We start from the raw sequence: 19,277 nt of genomic DNA on the forward strand, positions 1-19,277 counted from the left end.
GGGCTAGTTCAGCCTCCCAGTATTTTGCAGGGTTCCTGCCTTCCGGATTTGCTCCCGGCGAGCACCACGTGATCGATCGGACCGACCTTTGATGACAGGCGAAACTTCGACCACGACGTTGAAGAGATCGCGCGCCCATCGTGGCTTCACGATGCGGCAATACGCCGATCTGATCATGACCTTGACTCAGAAAGAGGTGAAGGTTCGCTACAAGAACAACGTGCTTGGCTATCTTTGGTCGATCGCCAACCCGCTCGCGTCGGCAATGGTGTTCTATTTCGCGCTCCAGGTCATTATGGCCTCGAACGTCAAGAACTATGTCGTGTTCCTGATTATCGGCCTGTTCTCCTGGCAGTGGTTCAGCAACTACCTGATCGGCGCCTGCGGCGTCTTCCTCGCGAATGGCAGCCTGATCAAGAAGTCGGTATTCCCGCGGTTCGTGCTCCCGATTGCGCTCGATCTGCAGGACACATTCCACTACATCATGTCGATCCCGGTGACGCTGGTGTTTCTCTACTCCTACGGAATTCCGATGGGATGGAGCATTCCGGTCGGCATGCTGGTCATTCTGCCGGCGCAATTTCTGCTGCTGCTGGGACTCGGCATGGCGATTTCCGCGAGCAACCTGTTCTTTCGCGACATGGAGCGGATTCTTGCCATCGCGCTGAACATGATGTTCTATCTGTCGCCGGTGATCTATCCGATCGAACGCGTTCCCGCCGAATATGCCAAGCTGATCTACCTCAATCCGATGACGCCGTTGATCGAGGCGTGGCGCGGCATCTTCCTGAAGGGAACGGTGCAATGGGGCGATGTCGGGCTGGCCTATCTTTACGCGGCGATCGCGATGGCCTTCGGGATCTGGATCTACCGCGCCCTCGTCGATCGCTTCGCTGAAGTCATCTAGTCCAGGAGCGGCTTCGCCATGGGTTTAGCAATCAAGTTCGAGCATGTCCGCAAGACTTTTGCGGACCACACCTTTCTGACCGGCGGACTGAAAAATTTCGTCCTGAACGGGTTTCAGCTCTCGAAATACAGCGGCAGCCATCTGGTGCTCGACGACATTTCCTTCGAGGTCGCCCACGGATCGACCGTAGGCTTCGTCGGCCGCAACGGCGCCGGCAAGAGCACCTTGCTCGGACTGATCGCCGGGGTGATGAAGCCCGATAGCGGAAGCATTCAGGTCGACGGCCGTGTCTCGTCACTGCTCGAACTCGGTGCTGGGTTCCATCCCGACCTGTCCGGGCGCGAGAACATCGAACTGTACGGCGTGGTGCTGGGGTTCTCCCGCTCCGAAATCCGCCGCAGGCTCGACAGCATTGTCGACTTTGCGGAATTGGCCGAACACATCGATACGCCGATCCGCTTCTATTCCAGCGGCATGCTGGCGCGGCTCGGCTTCGCGGTGGTATCCCAGCTCGATCCCGAGATCCTGCTGGTTGACGAGGTTCTGGCGGTCGGCGACTATAAATTCCAGGCCAAGTGCAGCGAGGTGATCAAGCGCTTTCGGGCGGATGGCGGTACCATCGTGCTCGTGTCGCACGCCGCCTCTGACATCATCAACCTGTGCGATCACGCCTTCTTCATCAACGACCACCGCATTGCCGCCTCCGGTGATCCGACCGAGGTGATGGCGAAGTATCAGCCGCCGGCCGACTGAGGCCCGATGATCGCCAGCATCGCGTCCAGCCGCGCGTCGTAGGAATTAGCCCGCAGGATCGGATGGTCCAACGGCAACAGGTTCGCGGACGGCGATTGCAGCGCCTGCTCGATCGCAGCGATGAATTCCTCGGTACTCCGGGCGACCCGGTGCAGGGCGGCATATTCCGCCAACGCCGGCAGAGCCGTCGAGACCACCGGCAGGCCGGCGGCGAGATATTCGAAGAACTTCATCGGAAACATCGAGCGCGTGTAGTCGTTGATCAGCTGCGGCAACAGCGCCACGTCGGCGCCGCGCAGATAGACCGGCAATTCGGAGTAAGCGCGCCAGCCGAGGAAATGCGCGTTGGGGCGCCGCGCCAGTGGCTCGAGGTCCGGACTGTGCTGGCCTTCCCGCTCCGCCCCGATGAAGACGAAATGCCAGTCCGGCCGGCACTCGGCGATCGCCGCGATCATCTTGAAATCGAGCTTGAAATCGGACAATGCACCGACATAAATCAGACGTGGCCGGGAAATAGCGTCCAATTCCGCAGGAATCGGACCGGCCTCGCGTGCGGTGCCGAAGTGATCGATATCGGCCACGTTGTTGAAATAGTGGGTCCGGGGGCCAGCGATCGTCACGCAATGCTCGAACAGCGCGCGACTGGTCACGAAAACATGGCTGGCACCGGCCAGCAAGCGCGCCTCCGCCGCGTAATATGCCGCGTGGTCGACGCCCGGCACCGAGCCGAGGTCATCCACCGAATGATAGACCAGCGTGCTCGGATCGATATCCGCCGCCGCATCGAGCATATAAGGATGGTACGTCCAGATTATCGGTCGCAACGCGCTGCGGCCGCGTAGCCAGCGCTTGATCCGGGAGCGCAATTGCCAGCGATTGAACCAGCCGACCACGCCGAAACGATGTCCGAACGGGATCGTGAGCGGCGACAGGACCCAGATATTCTCGCTCACTTCCCGCACCGGTCGCAAGCCGTCCTGCAGCCGGGTTGCGATCCTGCGAAGATCCAGCGCATTAATGCCGGGCCGACGAATACCGACGCTCTCGACATAGAGCACGCGATAGCCGCGCGCCGCGAGCCCGGCGGCGGTATGCTGCTTGTTGGTCCAGTACCGATCTTTCCAGTCCGCCGTTGAAAACATCACAACGGTTTGGCGCGAATTGTCCATGAAAGTCCCAACACGGTGCTGGCACCGAACCACGCTCGGCCAATTTCAACACCTGCCCCATTTGCGGCATCGGTTCAACTTGCGTCAATCGCATGCGCAGGACTGGCGCAACTCCTTGCCCGCCAGCACCGTCGCATCGAACGCGCGGCAACAATTGCGCCCCGGTCTGACCCGATTCTCCCCTTTTATCCATGCGGCAAAAGATGCTAAATTTGGAAGGCCAGCGAACTGAGAGTTTCATGATCAAAACCATCTTCAATGTTCATCCCTACGCCATGGAATTGCCTGGTGGGGGTGAAATGCAAATCATGAAATACGTCCAGTATATGCCCGGCGAGTGCGAGGTTATTCTTCACGACATCTGGCGTCCCCGATTGCGCGAAGCCCGGATTTTTCACCATTTTCACATGGTCTCGGGCGCCGAGGGGTTTCTGGCTTACGTCAAGTCACTGCATTCCAAAGTCGTGCTCAGCCCCAATCTCTGGATCAACGCGACCAACAGCGAAAATTTGGACTTGGCCCAAATTCGCCAATACTACGAGATTGCGGACATGATCGTCTGCAATTCGAGGGTCGAAATCGACAACCTCAGCGAGTTTACCGATATTCCGCGAGAGAAGGCCCGCGTGGTGCCCAACGGCGTCGATCTGTCGTTTGTGACGCCCGTTTCCGATTCCGACTTCCGGAGCTGGGCCGACATCCGTGGTCCCTATCTTCTCTCGGTCGGCAATATCGAGCGGCGCAAGAACCAGCTGGCTTCAATCCGCGCCGCTCGGTCGTTGGGTCTGCCGCTGATCTGCATCGGACGAATCCGGGAAAAGGAGTATTTCGACGCCTGCGTTCGCGATGGCCCCGGTGACACGTTCCGCTTCGTCGGCCATCTCGACCAGGACGACCCGCGGCTGGCAGCGGCCTATCAGAACTGCGAGGCCTTCTTGTTTCCCGGCCAGCTCGAAACCCCTGGCATCGCGGCGCTCGAAGCGGCTGCGGCCGGCGCGCCGGTGATCATCACCAAGGAGGGCAGCGCCAGGGAATATTTTTCGGATCTGGTCGAATACGTCGATCCCAACGATCAGGACGCGATCAACGCCGCGTTGGCGCGCACCCTATCGCGCCCCCGGACCAATGATTTGCGGCACCATATCGTGAGCAATTACTCATGGCCGCATGTGGTTATGCATTTGCTCGGGCATTATCTCGAGCTGGGCTTCAACAAGTAAGCGATCGCGACGACGGACGAGTAACCCGCGCCACCTGACCAGAGCAATTCCGGTTCTGATAGTTCAGTACCGGAGCTCTGGATTCTCGTTTTCACGCGTCTTCTTCACACGAACCAGTACCCACTTCGCCGGAAAACACTCTAGATCTGCAGCAGCGTCAGATCTGCAGCAGCGTCGACTTTTTGGTTTTGTAAAGATTGCCGAGATTTGCAACCTGGCCGCAACTCCCCTTCAGCCAATCGTCGTTCGATGAAGCCAGGATGACCGTCTTGCCCTCGGCCGCGAGCAGCGCCGCGCGGCCGCAGATCTTCTCGAGCATCTCGCGATTGAACAACAGCGACATCTCATCGAGCAGGAAGATGTCCGCCTCACCAAACAGGCATGCGGCAACCGCCAGCTTGGCGCGGTCCACTTCGGAGATATCACCGATGCTCACATAGGCCAGATCGAGCAACCCGGCGAACAGAAATGCGGCCTCCAGGCGCCGCTTCGCAGCGTCCGCGCCGCCGGCGCCGATCAGCAGCGCTGCCATCAATGCATTTGACACCGAAAGCGCCGGCGCCAGCTCGGTCCGAATTTGGGATGCCGACGACACTTTGCCGCTGACTTCGACCGTGCCCGTGGCGGGCGTTTCGCGACCCTCGATGCTGGCGAAAAGCTTGCTTCGCAAAAGCGCGTGCGACACCGCCAGGCCGAACACGACGCCCGGGAGAATCTGCAGATTGACCGGTCCGATCCGCAGCCGCGCCGGCCGCTTCGGTTGTTCGCGCCGGCCAAACCTCAGCCTATCAACGAAACCATCGATCACCGACGGTCGATGCATCTTGATGTCGTAATGAACATCGACAATTCGAACTGCGACAGTTTCCGTCATTGACTAACTTGCAGATCCAGATTCCCGTGCATCATCACCTTGTCATTCAATGAATGAAAGGTGCTGACCCGGCTCGTTTCAAAAACATTACCAGAAACCAAGCCCTTGCCTACCCGATCGAGCCCGAAAACTCCATAGCTATGAGTTGGCCCATATCCGGAATAGGCCCCTATTGTATTACTCCGGATCGCAACGACATCGCATTTCTCGATATAGATACCCGAGGCCTCAGGATTGAGACGGGCATTCCCGGCGATCGACGAGCCGTCGATCGAAATGTGGCTGCCGCCATTGATGATCATACCATGTTCGCCATTGTTGTAGATCCGCGCGCCGTGAAACGCGATGTCGTGGATCGACCGATCCGGATCGGTCACCAGGATGCCGGCCCCCCGATTCGAACTCGACCAATCGCCGGTCGACTGAACCCTGCGCACCATTCCGGAGGGCGCTGAGTCGATCTGGAATCCGCTGCCGGTGCAATTGTCGGCCGCGTTCTGCGCAAGAAAGACGTGCTCAAGCCAACGACCGGCGGTCGCGACCAGGTGGATGCCAATTCCGCAATGATAGGCGCCGCACGAATTGATCCAGATGCCCTGGGAATTTGCAATTCGGAAGCCGGCATCGCATGGCATCGACGCGCCGGGGCACTGCACGAAGACCCGGGTCAGGTACTGATCGTTGTGGATCCGGTCACCATGTACCAGCACGCCGACGCCCTCCCCAGCCCGGGGATCAATGATTTCCAGATCGGTCAGGTAGACGAAACTCGAATCCAGCACCTCAACGCCGCAGTTCATGTTGGCGACCAGGCATCGCCACATCTGCACGTCATAGGCGCCGTTGAACTGCACACCCGCGCCCGACACCGGCCCCTGCCGGGTATTGACCGTCAAGTCGGAGATTGAAATCCGGGAGACCCGCGCTTGAGAATTGCCCACCACCATTGCGCAACCCATGTCGTTGTCGACCATCAGACACGTCACCTCGCGGCCGGCACCGACGATTGAGACATTGTTGCGCTGGATCTGCAGCGGCTCTTCGAGCCGATAGTGACCACGATCGAGGAAAATGGTGCCGCCCTCGGCCGGCATTTCGCGAATCGCGCGATTCAACAAGGCACCGCATTCGGTGTAACCATCTGCAATTATATTGTATTTTCCGATATCGAATTGGCCGGCCATTATCAGTACCTTTGGAGATCCACTACCCAGCGCGACGTGTCGCTAGACATCCACCACATATCGGAACTTCTGTTGGCGGCCGACCCGAATGAATTGAGAGCGCGAACCGAACACAAGCTTGACGGCACCCTCGCCCAACACCTGTGCGACCTGGGAACGAACGGCTGCTTCATCACGCGGATTGTGAAGTGCGACGCGTAACTCGAGCGCTTCGCCCGGACCGCGCACAAACTGAAAATCTGTCACCAGCGTACCGCGAGATAGCACATCCTGCACAAAGCTCGTCGAATAACGAATGCTTCTGATCACGACGACGTCGTGCACGCGGCCCTCGATGCCTTCGAGATAGACGCCGGCACGTCCCTTGATCACGCGGCTTTCATCGCCCGTCGCATAACGAATGAGCGGGGCGGCATAGTTGACCAGCGACGTCACCACCAGCGGCCCGCTGACGCCAGGGCTCGCCGGCAAGGTCTCAACCCAGACGCACGGATCGAATATCTGAAGGTAGTGCCTCGCCGTCGCCTCGGCCGGCGTGATGTCACTCTCGGTGCCGGTTTCATCCGGCGGCGGCAGGAATCGTTCATGCGCGACGATGCCGAATTCGGCATTGCCATAACGATTGGCGACACGGCAGCCGAACACCTCCTCAATCATCTCGCGCTGGGTGTCGCCGAGCCGTTCACCGGTCGAGACAAACACTTTGAACTTGCCGCGACTCGATGGGTATCGCTCCTTGACGAATCCGGCGAGGTGAAACAGCGTCGATGGATGGCCCTGCACCAGGAACGGAGCGTGACGCTGGATCGCCTGCCACACCGCATCCAGATTTTCGTCCGACCACGACGCGCATTCAACGCTTATTCTGTTTGTTGCTGCCCGGCGCCACCATTCCTCGCGCAGCGCTTCGCGCGGCACCTCACCCGGCAATTCCGAGGAAATATGCAGTTGCAGATCGTCGTCGCCGAATCCCAACCATTGCTGGCTGATCCGGGTGACTGCCGCGGATTCGTCCTTCGCGGCGGGGCTGAAATACACCGGCAGCGACGCCCCGGTCGAACCGTTGGTCCGGCTGGTCTGCATCGACAGATAAGCCAACGCATCGGGGTGGACCACGCGGTCGCCAGCCTCGAGCAGGTCGGCCTTGGTCAGCACGGGAATATTGTTAAGGTACCTGATGTCGTCGACTAATTTCGGCGGATCGAACTTCAGTTGCGCGAACAAGTCGCGATAGAACGGAATTTCGTGTTTCGCCCACTGGATCACCTCGGCCAGGCGCATCCGGTTGCGGCGCTGCCGCTCGACCCACGGCATTGCAAGTTCGCCATTGATCGCGCGGACACGGCTTCTCACGTCACGCGCGGACAGCTTTTCGGCGATCGGAAATACAACGCGGGACCTGATTTGGGGCAGCAGCATGGCTTTCGCCTATCGCTTCTCGTTACGGCAACACGCCTGGGTCCGGCTATCGGACGATTTTGTCAATGAGCCCGAACTTCTCGAACATCTGCCGCGGCGACAGTTCGTCGACCACCACCCGATCGTTCAAGTAGGCCCGCGAATAGACGTCGAACAGGTCCGGAAGCTGCTCTTGGAACCTCGGGATATGCTTGCAACGCTCTAACAGCCTTGCCATCGAAAACATAGGAGCGAGGTCGGCGTCGGCCCCGAAATAGACGTGTCGTGCCCAAGTCGGGGTGTCGGCGCTGTGGCTGTTGCGGTACGGCGCGACCCGCTCCGCCGAAACGCCTTGGCTTTCGGCAAGGTCGAACAGGTCCGGCATGCGTTCCAGATGCCAGATCAATGCCCAGCGCAACCAGGACACGTTCATATTGACGATCACATATGGATCGCCAATCCAATAGCCCGGCCGGTTGATCATGTGCCTGAGCACGTAATCGGAGGTCGGGATGCACGACAGCAAGCTGGAGAACGGCGGAGCGGAGGTGTCCTGGGTATAGGCCGCGACCGCGTGGTCTTTGCGGAATACGCAGGCATAGATCGCGGTGAACAGGTTCTCGTTCAAGCCCGCAAACGAACGGATCTCGTTGGAAAAATGGCTTGGCGTCGACGGCGAAATCGGGATGGATTTCACCACGATCTCGTCGATGTTCGACAGCTGCTCCGGCTTGTCGAAATGCGTGTAGGAATAGTTCAGATAGATCAGTTCGGAGCCCGGGTGCGAATTGATCACATCCATGATCCGCGACACCACGCCGGACCGGACCAAATCGTCGTCGCCGAGAATCCAGACATAGTCGCCACGCGCGAGCTTCGCCGTCACCGCAAGATTACCGAGCATGCCGACATTCTCGGCGTTGCGGTGAAATCTGAAGTTCGGATTTTCCAGATATGGCTCGACGATCTGCGGGGTGTGGTCAGCCGAGGTATTGTCGACGACGAGGATCTCGACGCTGTCCGGAAACGGGCTGGCGCTGGCCAACAGCAGCGGCAGGCTGTGCCGCAGCCATTCGGCGCGATTGTAAGTCGATATGCAGACCGACAACCTGATCGGGTTGGTCGAAAGCGCGACCGCTTGGGGGCGTAGCGCCGGTAGATGGCGCTCGAAGGCATTCGGAAATGTCGGCGTGCGATCGTGCAGAATCCACGTCATCTGACGCGCGTAGTCTTCCCATGTCGGCAGAACGCGCTCGACCGCCTTCTTCGCAAGCAGCCAACGAGCCTCATTGTCTTCCGCAAGCCAGGCGATTTTCTCGCCGAGCAGATCGCCGTCGTGCGGGTCGATCAGCACACAACCTCCGCCGTCGGCGATTTCGGCCACGGCACCGTTGTTGCTGCAAATACAAGGTCTGCCATGCCACAGGCTTTCGACGACCGGCAATCCGAACCCTTCCAGCTGCGAGGGAAAGACGGTGAAATCGCAGGCCATATAGTGTTCGGACAATTCAAGATCGCCGGGAAGGTCAACGATGGTGATGTTCTTCTCCGCGGCGACTTCCTTGACCAGATCGCGGGAGTAATCCTGGTAATCCTTCATCGAACCGACCAGCTTCAGCTGAAGGTCGATCGGCGAGTTTTTCGCCGCGAGAATCTTTTGCGCGCGACGAAAGCCATGAATGGCGGGAAGGTGGTTCTTGCGCGGCTCGAAGGTGCCGACCATCAAGACAACGATCCGGGGGCCGGCATTGCGGTTGATCGTTGTGTTGCGCTGAAGTGGCCTCATCTCCGCGGCCAGCGGCAGTGGAACGATGCGTGACTTAATCGTCGTCAGCCGCGGCAGCCGCGAGCAATAATAGGCCCACAGGTCCTCGCCCATCGTCCGGGAAATCGGCAGGATGAGGTCGGCTTCCTTCATCACCTCGAAGTAGTAATGGTATCCCTGCTGCGCGGGGAGCGGATACAAATCGGTTAGGGTGACGGGGATCAGGTCATAGAAGATGACCGCGATCTTCATCTTGAGCGCTCGGGCGGCGAGGATGACCTGCATCAGGTTGGGATCGGGAAGCACCAACTCGGGAATGATCAGCCATGAATCCTCGAGATCCCTGGGGAGCGGGTCGCCGTAGCGCGGGACCGGCGGGCCGTGCCATCGGCTGAAATGCTCGGCCTCGGCGGGTTCGATGCCAACGAAGCCCTGCCGGGTCCGATCCCATTTGACGAAATCGAGATCGACCCGCAAACGTTCCAGCGCAGCGGCAAGCTGGCGCGCCACCCGTTGAACGCCGGAATTGCCGTGATAGCTGACGGTGGAATTGACCCAATAGTAAGCGTGGGAGATGCCGGGCGACGTGGACAACATTCCAAGAAAGTCCCGCGCATAGTCGGCCCAGCCCGGAAGGCTCCGCGCGCGCGCATCGCGGCGTAAGCCGTCGCGCAGGTCGGAATCCGCCGCCAGCTGTTCCAGCGTTGCGGACAGAACCGCTTCGTCGGTGGTATCGATCACGACCGCGCCGCCACCCTCGGCGACCTCGTTCATCGAGCCGAAATTTGCGCAGAGACACGGCACGCCGAGCCAAAGGCTTTCGGCGATTGGCAGACCATACCCCTCCTCGACCGAGGGAAACACCGTGAACAGGGCCTCCTCATAGAGGGCATGGAGATCCGACTCCGGAACGAAGTTGGCAATTTCCACACCGGCGATTTCGCCGCAGAGCGCATCGACCTCGGCGCGCACCAGCGGATGTACATTGCCGACGATCTTTAACCGCAACGGCAGTTCCGGCCGACGTTCCCTGACTTTGCCGAATGCCCTGATCAGGGCGGACTGGTTCTTGCGTGGTTCGACAGTCCCGACCGAAAGAATTAGGTCAGCGCCCTGTTTCTCGGGAAAGGCGGAACGCCCGATGCTCGAAAGTTCATAGGGCAGCTTCAGAGCACCAATTAAAGGCGCGCGACCGGACAATTCGGGCGCGGAATTCCTGTAGAAATGATCAAGGTCCTTGGCGACGCTCGTGCTGATGGGGATCAGCAAATCGGCAAAGAACAAATGCTGAAGATATGCGGAGTGAGTTTCCTTGATATCGGCAAATTCCGGCCGCTTGATCGGTATCAGGTCATAGATCACTGCGGCGGTGCGCAGCCCAAATCGTCGCGCATACATTAGGACCGGCAGCGTCGGCGGCTTGTCCTGAAAAGTCAGGTGGGTGACTTCCGGAATGATCAACCAGTTGCCGGCGAGATCGGCGGCATGGGGCGACAGCTGCAGCGGCACATTCGGTGCAGTCGGCTCTCGCAATTCCGGGCCGTGATACTTGGCAAGATGAGCTTGACGCTCCACATCCAGTTCGATCAGGGCCCCGTCTTCGCCCGACCAGCCGACCAGAACGACCTCGACCGGAAGCTTGCGCAGAGCGCTAGCCAGCCCTCGCACGACCCGCTGCACTCCCGAGTTTGCCTCACTGAGTGACGTGTGATCGGCAAAAACAAAGATTTTCTGAGGCATAGTGTGAACACGATTCGCTAACGAGGGAGATGAGGATCGAACTGAAGCCGACAGGGTCATGCAGGTCCCGATTTAGCTGAAATCCAGGGACCGGAGAGACGATCCGACCCCGTGTCCGGAAAGCTCCTGGGAGCTCCTATTTCCAGTGAGGCCAAAGGGTGGTTCCTTATTCAGCCGCAACCTGCCCGATTCATCTCTGTGCCAAAGTCGACTGGCTCTACACCGCCCTAGTGGAACTCAATCCGCCGGGACGGCTGTTTCTAACTTGGTTTGGCGGTCTCACGCCAGTAATTAAGCACATTCGACAGCGTCTCTTCCCAGGCCCAACGCGGCTCCCAATCCAGCAACCGCTTCGCAAGATCAGCATTGCCGACGATCAGGGGCGTATCGTTCAGCCTGACCCTGGCGGGATCGGAGCGCACCTCGATCCGAACCGAGGATTGCGCCAGCATGAGATCGAGCACGCTACGAATCGATCGCGCCGTTCCGGACGCAATATTGATCGCGCAGCCCTGCGGCAGCCGGTCGAAGTTCAGCAGCGCCTTGACGTAGGCATCCACGACATCCCGGACGTCCAGAAAGTCCCGCTTATTCTCGGTATCGCCGACATAAATGATCGGCTCCTGTTCGCCCCGCTCGATCCGCGCGATCTGCGCCGCGAACGCCGGAACGACGAATTTCTCGCTTTGCCGCGGTCCGGTATGGTTGAAGGGACGCAGCCGGATCGCCCGCAATCGCAGCCGCGCCATCTGACCCAGCATGATATCGGCCGCCGCTTTCGCCGCACCGTAGGCATTGGTCGGGTCGAGCATCGCCGCTTCATCTACCGGCAGCCCCTTGTTGAAGGTGGCGCCGTAAACCTCTGCGCTGCTGCAATGGACGATTCGGCAGTCCTTGCAAAACTCGCTGATCGCGAAGGCGATATTGAACGTTCCGCCGAAATTGACCGCCCAGGCAGCCTTCATATCGCGCGAGGCGTCTGTCACCGCAGAAATCGCAGCAAGGTGCAGGACGTGGGTCGGACGCTCGCGCCGGAACAGATCGTTGACGGCCTCGACATCGGTGACGTCGAGTGCGATCGATCGCGCGCCGTCGATTTCGACGGCCGACCGTTCCCGATCCGCGACCACAATCTCACCGTTGGACGGCAGCGCCTGCTTCAGCGCATCAACAACGTAGTGACCAACGAATCCGCTTCCGCCGGTGATCAGAACTCGGATTCCATCGACTTGTGACAACGGCTTCTTCCGCTATGTTCGCACGTTGCGGAGTCGCGCCAGATCCGCGTCGACCATCTCTTGGATCATTTCCTCGAGCGTAATCTTCGCGGACCAGCCAAGCTTTTCCTTGGCCTTTGCCGGATTTCCGAACAGCACGTCGACCTCGGCCGGACGGAACAACGCCGGATCGATCTTCAGGTAGGCGTCGAGGTCGAGATCGACATAGGAGAACGCGATCCGACACATATCGCGGACCGTTGTGGTACGGCCTGTGGCGATCACGTAGTCATCGGCCTTGTCCTGCTGCAGCATCAGCCACATGGCCTGGACGTATTCTTTCGAATGCCCCCAATCGCGCTTGGCGTCGATATTGCCCAGCAGCAATTCGTTCGCCAGCCCGAGCTTGATCCGCGCCACCCCATCGGTGACCTTGCGGGTCACGAACTCGATGCCGCGCAACGGCGATTCGTGGTTGAACAGAATGCCGCTGCTGGCGTGCATCCCATAACTTTCCCGGTAGTTCACCGTCATCCAGTGCGCATAGAGCTTGGCAGCCGCATAGGGCGAGCGCGGATAAAACGGCGTCTTCTCGCTTTGCATCGCCTCCTGAATGAGGCCAAACATTTCGGATGAGGAAGCTTGATAGAATCTGGCCTCTGGACGCTCCAGGCGGATCGCCTCGAGCACGTTCGTGGCGCCAAGGCCGGTGACCGCTCCGGTGAGCAGCGGCTGATTCCAGGACGCCTTGACGAAGGATTGCGCACCGAGGTTGTAAACTTCATCGGGCTTGACCTCACGCATGACGCGGATCAGCGACGAAACATCGGTCAAATTGCCGTCGACTTCGCGAATTTCCTTGTGAATGCCCAGCCAGCGCAGCTTGGCATCGACGACGTCCGCCGCGCTGCTTCGGCGCAAAAGGCCATAAACCTCGTACCCTTTCGACAATAAGAATTGCGCCAGATAGGCACCATCCTGCCCGGTGACGCCCGTAATAAGTGCACGTTTCATTGATTTTACCTGCAAAAGCTCGCGACGCGCGCCTACAAAATTTCGATTTCGGGGAACGGAAATATGATCTTGCCGCCGCTATTCAGGAAGGCCTGTTCGCGCGCGACAATGCCTTCCTTGAAATGCCAAGGCAGCACCAGGAAGTAGTCGGGCTTCATTGCCTTGGCTTCGGCTTCCGAAATGATCGGAATATGCGATCCCGGAGTGAACGACCCGAACTTGTCCGGATTGACCTCGGCGATCGCGACAACTTCCTTATTGGTGATCCCGCAAAACTGCAGAACAACATTGCCCTTCGTGGAAGCGCCATAGCCGACGATCTTCTTGCCGTCGGCGACCAGCGAGCGCAGCAAGCGAGTGAGGTCCGACCGGTGCCGGTACACCCTCTCCTCGAATTCGCGGAATGGACGGGGCGTTCCCAGTCCCATCCGCTCCTCCTGACCGAGCAGCCACTCGATCACCGCCTGGTTGCTCCGCATCGGATTGCTGCGCTTGGCCGCCGTGACCGCAAAGCTGCCGCCATTGACGGCATTCATCTGCACATCGATGATTTTCATGTCCGCGGCTTCGACGATCTGCTTCACGACCCCGAGCGAATAATATTCGAGGTGCTCGTGGCAGATCGTATCGTAGCTGCTCATCCGCAGCATCGACGGCATATAGCTCTGTTCGAAATGCCACACGCCGTCGTCGGCGAGACTTTCCGAAACCTGGCGCGCGAACTCGATCGGCGCATCGAGATCATAGAACATCGCAATCGAGGTAATGATCCGCGCCGGCTTGGTGCCGGCCGAACGAAACGCCTTGGCCGAAAAGAAATCCGGCACCAAAACCATATCGTCCTTGTAGAATTGGCGAAATTTCTGACCTGTGGGATCGATGCCGACCCGCTTCAGGGATGGCGTGGTATAGGCCGACAGCGAGGTGGCGTCGTTCGATCCGATGTCGACCACGACGTCACCCGGCGACAGGCCGACCATCTTCTCCAGACCGTGAATTTTCTGCACCAGATGCCGAACCATTGACTGATTCAATCCGGAGCGATAGCCGTAATTCTCGCCGTACATTTCGCCGGCATCATAGGAATGCGCGAGCTGCAGGAGCCCACTGTCCGGACACCAGACCAATTCAAGCGGACCCGCCGTGATGTTCTCGTCGATGGTTTTCGGAAACACCCCGGTTAGCACCTGCTTGCCGAGGTTGAGAACGGAAACGAGATTTTCACTCCCCGAAATTCGGCACTTCTCGATCTTTCGATAACTCACCTTCACGTCAAACGCCTCCTGCAAAAGCAGATCTTCAAATCGAAGAACTAATCGATTGTGCCGCCGGGATCGGATGGGGGGGATTGATATAGCTTCTCTGCGCGCGTTACAAGCCTCTCGGCCAGCCATAAATCTATCTGTTTTTCAAATACTTATGTGGAAAGTCGGGGCGCCCGAGCCGGCCCATGACACCAAGAACCGATTGTTCCACAAGTCGTACACAGAATGCCAAGCCGGCGCCGAGGACGATGTTGCCAACGCGACCGAAATAGAATTCACTGCCAGCGCCAGATTTCCAAAACATCGAACAACGGCAAAGATCCAGTAAGCTGATCATGATCCATTGCCTGTTTAGCCCCACGACGGCGTTCGAGGGGGAAATCATTTCAAGGGCCATGGGCCGCAGCTTCACCCGCGGCCAGGTTCAGGCCTGGTTTCGCGATTGGCCGGACCTCGCTCCCCGCAGCATCGTTGTGGCGGTCTCGCCGAGCGACGACAAGGCCGACTACTTTGGCGCCCTGCTGGATCGCGGAGCCAAGCTGATCTTGCTTGGTTCGCTCGGTCCGGAGCTTGCGAAACTGGCGGGGATTTCTCTCTCTGCGGCCGATGCCGAGATGATCGCCGCCGCGGCCTGTGCCCCTGCCCTTCCCAACGCCGGCAGCGAGAGCCTTGGTGCGATCCGATACATGGACAAAGGTCTTGGCGCAGCCTCGCCGCTGCGGCAGCGTCGGCTGTGCCGGTTCGATTTCGCCGAGGAGTGGAATAATCTCGGTTATGGTCGAATTGGGGTCGGGGTCGACCCTTGGTCGATCGCAATGACGGCGCAACCGCTGTCGGCGATCACCGTTGCCGAACTCGACTGCGGCAAACCGCTTGCAACTGGCGCGGTTGCAACGCTGCGCGATCTACCGTCCTCGGCGATCCTTTGGCATGCTCGCCCGGTCGGGCCGGTTGATGGCGCGGACTGGCAGATCATCGAAGCGTTCGTCTCGCATTATCGTCATGCCGATCTGCCGTGCCGTCCCCATCTGCGCGACGTGCCGCATGGCGTCGGTGCCGCCGTCACCATGCGGCTCGATTGCGACGAGGATATTGCTTCGGCGCGTCCGCTGTTCGACCTGTACCGACAGCAAGGGCTGCCGCTTTCGCTGGCGATCAAGACCGACCAGCCGGAGCGCCCCGAACACCTCGCTCTGCTGGAGGATCTGCGCCGGGCCGGCGGCTCGATTCTGTCGCATTCGGTCAGCCACGCGCCGCGCTGGGGCGGCACGCCCGAAGCCGCGGAAGCCGAGGCCACAGGCTCGAAAGACTGGCTGGAATCCCAGCTCCCCGGTCTTACGGTACGCTACGCAGTATCGCCGTTTCACCAGAATCCGAGCTATGTGCCCGATGCGCTGGCGCGGGCCGGCTATGACGGCTTCATCGGCGGCATTATTGCCAATGATCCCGAATACCTGATGGCGCGCGGCGGCGAGGTTCCGCACGGCCCCGTCGGTTTCATCTCGCACAGCCAGGCCTGCATGCTGCACGGCGACTGCATGCTCGATGGCGGCGATCGGCTGCGGATCTACAAAGAGGCGTTTCGCATCGCCAAGGCCGGATCGCAGTTCTTCGGGTTTCTCGACCATCCGTTCTCCGAGCGTTACGCCTATGGCTGGCGCAGCGAAGCCGATCGCCTGGCCGCCCACGCCGAATTCCTCTCCAGCATCGCCGACGAATGCGCCCGGAGCGGCGAGACGTTGCTGTTTGTGAACGAAGAGACCTGTCTCGACTTCATGCGCGACAAAGCCGATGCGCAGATCACATTCGACGAAACATCGCGGACTTTCGCCGTCTCCCGACGCCAGGCGGCGAACCTGCCGCTGTCGCTCGGCTATCGCGGCAGCAATCAGGCGGCATAAATGTCCAAGAAGATTCTGGTGCTGTTCGGAACGCGTCCGGAATGCATCAAGCTTGCGCCGATCGTCGCCGAGTTGCGCCGCCGCCCCGAGCAGTTCAGCACCTTCGTCTGCGCATCGGGACAGCACCGTGAAATGCTGGCGCAGACGCTCGCCGCGTTCGATCTCGTGCCCGACGAGGATCTGGCGGTGATGCGCCACGACCAGGGCCTGGCGGAATTGACGGCGCAGCTGATCACCAAACTGACCCAGACGATCCGCGCGGTGCAGCCCGACCTGGTTCTCGTGCAGGGAGATACCGCCACGGCCTTCGCCGGCGCGCTGGCGGCGTTCTATCAGCGTATCGCCGTCGGCCACGTCGAGGCCGGGCTGCGCTCCTATCAGCGTTACAATCCGTTTCCGGAAGAAGGCAATCGCAAGCTGATCGGCGCGCTGGCGGATCTGCACTTCGCGCCGACGCAACGCGCGGTCGATGCGTTGCGTCGCGAGGCCATCGATCCGGCAGCAATCCATCTAACCGGTAATACCGTGGTGGATGCCTTGCTGGCGCTCAGGGCACGGCTCGATACCCCGGCCGGGGCCGGGCTGGTGTCGGCGACGATCCGCAACATTGCTGCCGACGCCGGCAGGATCGTGCTGATCACCTGCCATCGCCGCGAAAGCTTCGGCGACGACCTCGCCGCGATCTGCCGCGCCATCCGCCGGATCGCGCTGGCGCATCCGCAGCTGCAATTCGTATTCCCGGTGCATCTCAATCCGAATGTGCGCGCTCAGGTGATGCCGCTGCTCGGCGATATCGGCAACGTTTCGCTGCTCGACCCGCTCGGTTATGTCGACTTCATCTATCTGTTGTCGCGATCGGTGCTGGCGTTGTCGGATTCGGGCGGCATCCAGGAAGAAGCGCCGAGTTTCGGCGTGCCGGTTCTGGTGCTGCGCTCGACCACCGAGCGGCAAGAAGGAATCGACGCCGGCTTCGCCGAACTGGTCGGCGCCGACGAAGAGCTGATCGTCGCCCGCGCCGCGCACCTGTTGCAGGGCGCGACCGCGGGTCTCTCCGGCAAGGCTAACCCCTATGGCGACGGCACCGCGAGCCGCCGGATCGTGGATGTGATCGGGGGGTGAGTCGAAACGGACAAGTCCCCCGACAGGCAAGTGAAGCGCAAGATTCGTAAAAGCCCAAACTCAAGAGTAGTCTGGTCGATCACAAGGCGATCGCCTTGCCTGCATTTGGCGGATATGTTAGTAATTTCAAATGAAATTCGGCAACTATTTTTGCGTCACCCTCGCGAATTTCATTGACGCAGCGAACGTCTGGGCGATGGCATCAGACATTGGAACGAGCCCCCGATGAAACCAGTCAGCATTTCGTCCACCGAAATCTCCCTACGCTCAGGCTGGTTCCCTATGGAACATTCTGAGGGTGGCTCATTTTCATGGATGTCAACTGCGGCAACCGTGGAAATTTCCGGACTCGACGCCAGCGAAACCATCGTACTGGAATACTCTTATCCCGAAGAAGCGTTTCCGGTTCCGGATCTAGTAATCGGCACACGGCAGTTCCCGCTTTCAGGGGGGCACAACAGTCTTTTGATTTCTAGTTCCGATCTGATTAAGGAGGAACAGACCATCTCCCTTGAGCTGTCGATCGACCGACTACCGCTGTTTCACGAAGATCACCGAGCGCTCGGTCTCAAAGTTCATAAGTTTTATGTGGAACGCGACCCGGTCATCGTTAATTTCAAAAGAACCCAGAACGCCATCAACACCCGTCCTGAGTTCTGCGATAATAACCCAATCGTCTATATGATCGGCGTCACAGACAGATGTAATCTGCGTTGTGTGATCTGCTTGAAACACCATGATCAGGATGGCGACAACAACAAGGACCTGATCGATCTCCCTGACGATTCGCTGATGAAGCTATTGCCACTTGCCTATACGGCACAGATGGTTCTGCTGCTCGGATACGGAGAACCATTGCTCAATAAACGCTTGCCCGAGATTATCGATGACATTTCGGCCAAAGCGTCAAACAGCATCGACCTGATAACGAATGGCTTGCTGCTCTCTCCCCAGTGGATCGACAAGATATTGAGTCGAAACGTCCGTGTGCTGAGCGTCTCAATGGACGCTGCGACGCCAGCTGGTTACGAGCGAATGCGCGGCGGGGCTTACGAAAAGGTCATCCGTAACGTTCAGGCTCTGGTCGCCGCTCGGGCAAAGTGCAAGAACGCCAGCCTCGAAATCCGCATGAACATGGCTGTGACGCGCGCCAACATTTCCGAAGTGCCGTTGCTGGTCGAACTGGCCGCAGACCTCGGCGTCGACACCGTCGAGTTCCGCCACCTCCACGAAAATCCCATCCACGCTTGGAAAGTCGAGAAGCCCGATTTCATTTTCGACTACAACGACGCCTTGATTGAAAACGACCCGGAAGAATGTCGATTGGCCCTTAACGACGCTATACGGCGCGCAAAGCGACGCAACATCCGTTATATTCTGGACGCTCCGTTCGTCGGGCTGGTAGATCCGGATTTCGTCATAGCTGAGGATGTGGATGTCGGTGAGTACAAAGATTGTCCTCACCCATGGCGATGGCTGATGGTGACGGCGGCTGGTGACGCCTACACCTGTTGTTGGGCGCCCCCGTTGGCGAAGCTGTCGGACTACGCATCGGCGGGGGAGCTATGGAATGGCGAGGAGTATCAACGGCTCCGCAGAAACATCAAGGCTGGCGTGGTTGATCAGATCTGCGCCGGCGTGACATGCCCGTTCCAATCGGCCCTTCCCGAGAACACTGACCGCCGGGCAGAAAAACTTGCGCCGTCAATTTAGGTTATCCCCAGCGGTTATCTAAAAGTTGTTGCTAAAGT

The 19,277-nt window shown here is 59.3% G+C and carries 14 protein-coding genes; 6 read left to right on the plus strand and 8 right to left on the minus strand.

Going from position 1 to position 19,277, the window contains the following annotated elements:
* Positions 1-91: 91 nt before the first annotated feature.
* Positions 92-907 (plus strand): ABC transporter permease, encoded by an 816-nt coding sequence (locus RBJ75_RS13365; protein WP_052628862.1) that lies wholly within the window; start codon positions 92-94, stop codon positions 905-907.
* A gap of 18 nt (positions 908-925) precedes the next feature.
* The gene (locus RBJ75_RS13370; protein ID WP_044408244.1) at positions 926-1,660 is read left to right on the plus strand and encodes an ABC transporter ATP-binding protein; all 735 of its coding nucleotides are present in this window, start codon (positions 926-928) and stop codon (positions 1,658-1,660) included.
* On the opposite strand, the gene RBJ75_RS13375 is transcribed toward RBJ75_RS13370, so the two are convergent.
* On the minus strand, positions 1,642-2,829 hold the full coding sequence (locus RBJ75_RS13375) for a glycosyltransferase (protein ID WP_276156372.1): 1,188 nt from the start codon (positions 2,827-2,829) through the stop codon (positions 1,642-1,644). The genes RBJ75_RS13370 and RBJ75_RS13375 overlap by 19 nt on opposite strands.
* Positions 2,830-3,020: 191 nt before the next feature.
* Between RBJ75_RS13375 and RBJ75_RS13380 the strand changes: the two genes are divergently transcribed.
* A complete protein-coding gene (locus tag RBJ75_RS13380; protein ID WP_080900895.1) occupies positions 3,021-4,049 on the plus strand; it encodes a glycosyltransferase in 1,029 nt (342 codons plus the stop codon).
* A 157-nt stretch (positions 4,050-4,206) separates the two neighbouring features.
* Here RBJ75_RS13380 and RBJ75_RS13385 read toward each other — a convergent pair whose 3' ends face one another.
* From RBJ75_RS13385 to RBJ75_RS13415, 7 genes are all read right to left on the minus strand, one after another.
* On the minus strand, positions 4,207-4,749 hold the full coding sequence (locus RBJ75_RS13385; RefSeq protein ID WP_152647616.1) for a hypothetical protein: 543 nt from the start codon (positions 4,747-4,749) through the stop codon (positions 4,207-4,209).
* 170 nt (positions 4,750-4,919) lie between these two features.
* Positions 4,920-6,107 (minus strand): NosD domain-containing protein, encoded by a 1,188-nt coding sequence (locus RBJ75_RS13390; protein WP_044406775.1) that lies wholly within the window; start codon positions 6,105-6,107, stop codon positions 4,920-4,922.
* Between the two features lie 42 nt (positions 6,108-6,149).
* The gene (locus RBJ75_RS13395; RefSeq protein ID WP_044406778.1) at positions 6,150-7,526 is read right to left on the minus strand and encodes a phenylacetate--CoA ligase family protein; all 1,377 of its coding nucleotides are present in this window, start codon (positions 7,524-7,526) and stop codon (positions 6,150-6,152) included.
* 46 nt (positions 7,527-7,572) lie between these two features.
* A complete protein-coding gene (locus RBJ75_RS13400) occupies positions 7,573-11,010 on the minus strand; it encodes a glycosyltransferase (protein ID WP_276156371.1) in 3,438 nt (1,145 codons plus the stop codon).
* Between the two features lie 260 nt (positions 11,011-11,270).
* On the minus strand, positions 11,271-12,248 hold the full coding sequence (locus RBJ75_RS13405; RefSeq protein ID WP_044415303.1) for a GDP-mannose 4,6-dehydratase: 978 nt from the start codon (positions 12,246-12,248) through the stop codon (positions 11,271-11,273).
* A 12-nt stretch (positions 12,249-12,260) separates the two neighbouring features.
* Positions 12,261-13,241 (minus strand): GDP-mannose 4,6-dehydratase, encoded by a 981-nt coding sequence (gene gmd, locus RBJ75_RS13410; RefSeq protein WP_044415301.1) that lies wholly within the window; start codon positions 13,239-13,241, stop codon positions 12,261-12,263.
* Between the two features lie 32 nt (positions 13,242-13,273).
* On the minus strand, positions 13,274-14,512 hold the full coding sequence (locus RBJ75_RS13415) for a class I SAM-dependent methyltransferase (RefSeq protein ID WP_234707486.1): 1,239 nt from the start codon (positions 14,510-14,512) through the stop codon (positions 13,274-13,276).
* Positions 14,513-14,901: 389 nt separating this feature from the next.
* Here RBJ75_RS13415 and RBJ75_RS13420 point away from each other — a divergent pair, with 389 nt between their 5' ends.
* The 3 genes from RBJ75_RS13420 (at position 14,902) to RBJ75_RS13430 (ending at position 19,239) form a co-directional block, all read left to right on the plus strand.
* Complete coding sequence (locus RBJ75_RS13420; protein ID WP_234707485.1) at positions 14,902-16,407, plus strand: hypothetical protein; 1,506 nt, start codon at positions 14,902-14,904, stop codon at positions 16,405-16,407.
* Complete coding sequence (gene wecB, locus RBJ75_RS13425; RefSeq protein WP_044415297.1) at positions 16,408-17,526, plus strand: non-hydrolyzing UDP-N-acetylglucosamine 2-epimerase; 1,119 nt, start codon at positions 16,408-16,410, stop codon at positions 17,524-17,526.
* Positions 17,527-17,751: 225 nt separating this feature from the next.
* Positions 17,752-19,239 (plus strand): radical SAM/SPASM domain-containing protein, encoded by a 1,488-nt coding sequence (locus RBJ75_RS13430; RefSeq protein ID WP_080901157.1) that lies wholly within the window; start codon positions 17,752-17,754, stop codon positions 19,237-19,239.
* Positions 19,240-19,277: the final 38 nt, after the last annotated feature.

Origin of the sequence: Rhodopseudomonas sp. BAL398 (assembly GCF_033001325.1) — a bacterium.
Lineage (GTDB): Bacteria > Pseudomonadota > Alphaproteobacteria > Rhizobiales > Xanthobacteraceae > JARJEH01.

What these genes read in the sequence shown, in the direction of transcription:
- RBJ75_RS13365 (WP_052628862.1), top strand. Translation starts at nt 92, where the DNA reads ATGACAGGCGAAACTTCGACCACGACGTTGAAGAGATCGCGCGCCCAT.
- RBJ75_RS13370 (WP_044408244.1), top strand. Translation starts at nt 926, where the DNA reads ATGGGTTTAGCAATCAAGTTCGAGCATGTCCGCAAGACTTTTGCGGAC.
- RBJ75_RS13375 (WP_276156372.1), bottom strand. Translation starts at nt 2,829, where the DNA reads ATGGACAATTCGCGCCAAACCGTTGTGATGTTTTCAACGGCGGACTGG.
- RBJ75_RS13380 (WP_080900895.1), top strand. Translation starts at nt 3,021, where the DNA reads ATGCGGCAAAAGATGCTAAATTTGGAAGGCCAGCGAACTGAGAGTTTC.
- RBJ75_RS13390 (WP_044406775.1), bottom strand. Translation starts at nt 6,107, where the DNA reads ATGGCCGGCCAATTCGATATCGGAAAATACAATATAATTGCAGATGGT.
- RBJ75_RS13395 (WP_044406778.1), bottom strand. Translation starts at nt 7,526, where the DNA reads ATGCTGCTGCCCCAAATCAGGTCCCGCGTTGTATTTCCGATCGCCGAA.
- RBJ75_RS13400 (WP_276156371.1), bottom strand. Translation starts at nt 11,010, where the DNA reads ATGCCTCAGAAAATCTTTGTTTTTGCCGATCACACGTCACTCAGTGAG.
- gmd (WP_044415301.1), bottom strand. Translation starts at nt 13,241, where the DNA reads ATGAAACGTGCACTTATTACGGGCGTCACCGGGCAGGATGGTGCCTAT.
- RBJ75_RS13420 (WP_234707485.1), top strand. Translation starts at nt 14,902, where the DNA reads ATGGGCCGCAGCTTCACCCGCGGCCAGGTTCAGGCCTGGTTTCGCGAT.
- wecB (WP_044415297.1), top strand. Translation starts at nt 16,408, where the DNA reads ATGTCCAAGAAGATTCTGGTGCTGTTCGGAACGCGTCCGGAATGCATC.
- RBJ75_RS13430 (WP_080901157.1), top strand. Translation starts at nt 17,752, where the DNA reads ATGAAACCAGTCAGCATTTCGTCCACCGAAATCTCCCTACGCTCAGGC.